Source organism: Subtercola boreus, assembly GCF_003399635.1.
GTDB lineage: Bacteria > Actinomycetota > Actinomycetes > Actinomycetales > Microbacteriaceae > Subtercola > Subtercola boreus_B.
Map to the genome: position 1 here is coordinate 1 of NZ_NBXB01000097.1, position 3,730 is coordinate 3,730.

Genomic DNA, 3,730 nt, shown 5'->3' on the forward strand with positions numbered 1-3,730 from the left:
GAGTCTGGGGAGAAAGAAAATTCGTCATCCCACCCGAATACCACCCCCGCGAGTGTCTCCGATGCTATGAGACATCGTGTCCACGATGTCATGAGATCGTGTGTCCACGATGCGATGAGACAGCACAACGATGACGGACGGTAGCGGGCCACTGCTGACGCAGCGCGAGAACGTACGGCTCACACCAGACGCTCCCGAACTCGTCGAGGCATTCGCAACGCGGGGCCTGGCGTGAGCGAGCTGACCCGTGGCGCCGCGCAGCGGTCGCATTCGGGGCTCAGGATTAAGTCTCCCGGCGAGCCGCTGATACGGGGGTCCTAGTCGCTTCGCCCTGTACCGTGACCGCGGACCAGGTCCACCGCCGTCACGCGATCATCGAGCAAGTCAACGCCGACCCGAAGCACTCAGCGTTGGCGCACCTGCCGTCCGGGATCTTCACCGCGAACGCCGCCTGGCTGGTCCTCGCCGTCATCGCGTTCAACCTCACCCGCGCCGCCGCAACCATTGCTGACACCATCCTGACGAAAGCGACGACCGCGACGATCCGCCGGAAACTGATCAGCGTCCCCGCGAGGATCGCGTCCTCCGGACGCCGCATCCAGCTACACCTACCCCAATCCTGGCCCTGGGAAACGGCCTGGACGGCGATGTTCGCTCACGCGACTGGGCCGCCCCAGAGCTGACCCATCCGACCATCCAGCCACCCCGGCGCGAGCAGAAACCCTCAGCGGAACACCACGGGCAGCAAGGCCCGCGGCACCGCCGCGCCCATAATCAGCACGAAGCTCACCAAGCGCGCGACCCGCTCTCACCCAAGAACATCGGTGGATCGAGGCTAAGCGATGAGGCTGCGCGGCGATCACCCTGCGGGCTGGGCGAATATTGTGACGGCCAGCATGATGAGCGGGCTACGTCGGTGGCCCAGGATGGTTTGCGTCGCCGGTAGATGATCAGCGGTATGACGCTGAGCACGACCGTGATGCCGACGACGATGAGGGCGTTGGCCCAGCCTTGGTACCAAAAGGTCGCGAGGGACGAGGGGACTGTAGTGATGAGGAACACCAAGATCAGGGCCCAGGTGATGAAGTTGTTGCGCAGAAAGCCACGCAGGGCGAGGTCGACGAACTTCGAGACATCATGATCAAAATCAGAGTACGACTTGACGACGCCGGGGTCTGCTGCACGGATAGGTGACATCTGAGTTGGCTTGCCCTGCGGGCGGGCTGGAAGGATGTTGTTGTGCCTAAGCCTTATCCGCGAGAGTTCCGTGATGATGTTGTGCGCGTGGCGCGAAACCGTGAGCCTGGTGTGACGATCGAGCGGATTGCGAAGGACTTCCGGGTCCACACGATGACGTTGCAGAAGTGGTTACAGCGCTCCGCGATCGATGTCGGCGACAAGCCAGGTCAGACCAGAACCGAGGCAGCGGAACTGCGTGAAGCCCGGAAACGGATCCGACTGCTGGAGCAGGAGAACGGGGTGTTGCGGCGGGCCGCAGCGTACCTGTCGCAGGCGAATCTGCCGGGAAAAGGTTCTACCCGCTCGTGACTGAGCTCGCCGTCTCGGGTATTCCTGTGGCGGTGGCGTGTCGGGTACTCAAGCTCTCTCGTCAGCCGTACTACCGGTGGCTGGCCAATCCCATCGCTAGTACCGAGGTGGTGCAGGCGTATCGGGCTGACGCGTTGTTCGACGCGCATAAGGATGATCTCGAGTTCGGGTACCGACTCCTCGCCGATGAGGCTCGTGACGCGGGGCAGGCGATGGCTGACCGGACTGCGTGGCGGATCGCTTCAGAGAATGGCTGGTGGAGCGCGTTCGGGAAGAAACGCGCCAAGAACGGTAAGAAGCCGGGCCCTGCTGTCCATGACGATCTCTGCACGGTGACGGACGAGGACGGGCGGACGCGGCACCAATTCACCGCTGACGGCCCGAACCAGCTGTGGTTGACCGATATAACCGAGCACAAAACCGGTGAGGGGAAACTGTATCTCTGCGCTATCAAAGACGTGTTCGGGAACAAGATCGTCGGGTACTCGATCGACTCGAGGATGAAGTCGGCGCTGGCCGTGAACGCGCTGAATAACGCCGTCGCGATGCGCGGCGACGTTGCCGGCTGCGTGGTCCACAGTGACCGAGGATCTCAATTTCGGAGCAGGAAGTTCCTTCGCGCTCTGGCCTCTCACCGGATGGTCGGATCCATGGGCCGGGTAGCGTCTTGCGGTGACAATGCCGCGATGGAGAGCTTCTTCAGCCTGCTGCAGAAAAACGTCCTCGACCGGCACTCATGGACCACCCGTGACCAGCTGCGCATCGCGATCGTGACCTGGATCGAACGCACTTACCATCGTCGCCGCCGCCAAGCCGCCCTGGGCCGTTTGACGCCTGTCGAATACGAGACCATCATGAACACGTCAGCCGCACTCGCAGCGTGACTAGAAAGTGTCACCTACTCGTGCAGCAGACCCAACTCTTGGTATACTCAGAGTATGACTACGACGATTAAGGTGAACGATGAGCTTCGTGACCGCTTGAAGGTTCAGGCCTCGCGGGACGGTCTTACCCTTGGGGCGCATCTTGCCCGGCTCGCGAATGCTGAGGACCGCAGGTGGCGGCTGGAATCGCTGAAGACAGCATTCGCGGTGACCTCCCCCGCGGATGCTGTCTCGCATCGGGCGGAGTCTGCCGCGTGGGAACGAACCGAGCTAACTGACACGGCCGAGTGATCGAATCCGAGCTTGCCCCGGGCGTTATTGCGTGGGCAGCCCTCGAGCCGGTCCGAGGCCGGGAGCAGGGCGGGCACCGGCCGGTACTTGTCGTAGCTTCTGCCGGATATCTGGACGCCGTAACTACCCTCGTGATGGTGTTGCCCATCACTACGACCGGTCGAGGCTGGCCCAATCACGTCGGTGTCGAAGGACCCAGCGGCCTCGACCGGCCTTCGTGGATCATGACCGAGCAGCCCCGCACCCTCTCACGAGACCGGCTGACTGGGATCGCCGGCCACGTCTCCATAGACTGCCTCGCATCGGTCAAAGCGTGGCTTGCCGACTTCCTCGACCTCTAACCCCGGAGCTTCGGTAGCTGTCGGGTCTGACAGATTCCAGACCCCTTCATTCTGTTGTGTGGCTATCTGAGTGTTTTGAGGTAGGCGATTGTGGTGTCTATTGCGGTGCTGAGGGCGGTGGTGGTGCGGTGTGTTTGGCTGAGGAGTAGTCCGCCTTGGATGCTGGCGAGCATGCTTATGGCAAGGGGTTCTGTGTTGGTGTCGGCTCGGAGTTCTCCTCGGTCGCGCATGGCCTGTAGTCCGGTGTGGAGGAGGCGTTCCCATTGTGAGAAGGATTCTGCGAGGGCTGCGCGTGCGGTTGGGTCGGTTTCAGCGGTAGCGCTGACAAGCGAACCGAGCGGGCATCCGCCAGCACAGTTCTGGGCCTCTACTGAGGCGACGATAGTGTTTCGCCATTCTTCGAGGGCGTCGAAGCTATCGACTCGTTCTAGTACCGCGCGGTGGGTTCCGAGAACAGTGTCGGTGCGGTGGCCGATGACCGCGAGGATGAGGGCGCTTTTGTCTGTGAAGTAGTGGTAGATCTGGGAAGCGCTTACTCCTGTCAACGTCGGGTGAATCTTGACCCCGTATCGTCAAAAGAAAGTTGACCCCTCGGGTTGGTCTTTTGGTTACGCGGTCGCTGCGGGTTGTTCTCGTTTGAGGATTTCGCGGCGGCTTCTGGTTCGG

At 62.0% G+C, this 3,730-nt stretch carries 5 protein-coding genes and 1 pseudogene; 4 read left to right on the forward strand and 2 right to left on the reverse strand.

All coding sequences use genetic code 11. The annotated features are described in order from the left end of the window. Positions 1–335: 335 nt before the first annotated feature. A pseudogene (locus B7R22_RS18695) lies at positions 336–683 on the forward strand (transposase); the annotation flags it as partial. Positions 684–786: 103 nt separating this feature from the next. On the opposite strand, the gene B7R22_RS18970 reads toward B7R22_RS18695, so the two are convergent. Continuing rightward, a complete protein-coding gene (locus tag B7R22_RS18970; RefSeq protein ID WP_172582590.1) occupies positions 787–1,347 on the reverse strand; it encodes a hypothetical protein in 561 nt (186 codons plus the stop codon). Between B7R22_RS18970 and B7R22_RS18705 the strand changes: the two genes are divergently transcribed. From B7R22_RS18705 to B7R22_RS18715, 3 genes are all read left to right on the forward strand, one after another. Further along, positions 1,240–2,432 (forward strand): IS3 family transposase gene (locus tag B7R22_RS18705; protein WP_116413182.1). Its coding sequence is split into 2 segments (ribosomal slippage): positions 1,240–1,524 and positions 1,527–2,432, totalling 1,191 coding nucleotides; the frame shifts between segments, so codons are not numbered across the junction. The two genes, B7R22_RS18970 and B7R22_RS18705, sit on opposite strands and share 108 nt — an antisense overlap. 54 nt (positions 2,433–2,486) lie before the next feature. Continuing rightward, positions 2,487–2,723, forward strand: a complete 237-nt coding sequence (locus tag B7R22_RS18710) for a hypothetical protein (RefSeq protein ID WP_116413183.1) — start codon at positions 2,487–2,489, stop codon at positions 2,721–2,723. Beyond that, entirely contained in the window at positions 2,720–3,064 is a 345-nt protein-coding gene (locus B7R22_RS18715; protein ID WP_253259173.1) for a type II toxin-antitoxin system PemK/MazF family toxin, read from the forward strand. Before B7R22_RS18710 ends, B7R22_RS18715 begins: the two co-directional genes overlap by 4 nt. Before the next feature lie 62 nt (positions 3,065–3,126). Here the strand turns inward: B7R22_RS18715 and B7R22_RS18720 are convergent, their stop codons facing one another. After that, a complete protein-coding gene (locus B7R22_RS18720) occupies positions 3,127–3,609 on the reverse strand; it encodes a TetR/AcrR family transcriptional regulator (protein ID WP_172582591.1) in 483 nt (160 codons plus the stop codon). Positions 3,610–3,730 lie beyond the last annotated feature (121 nt).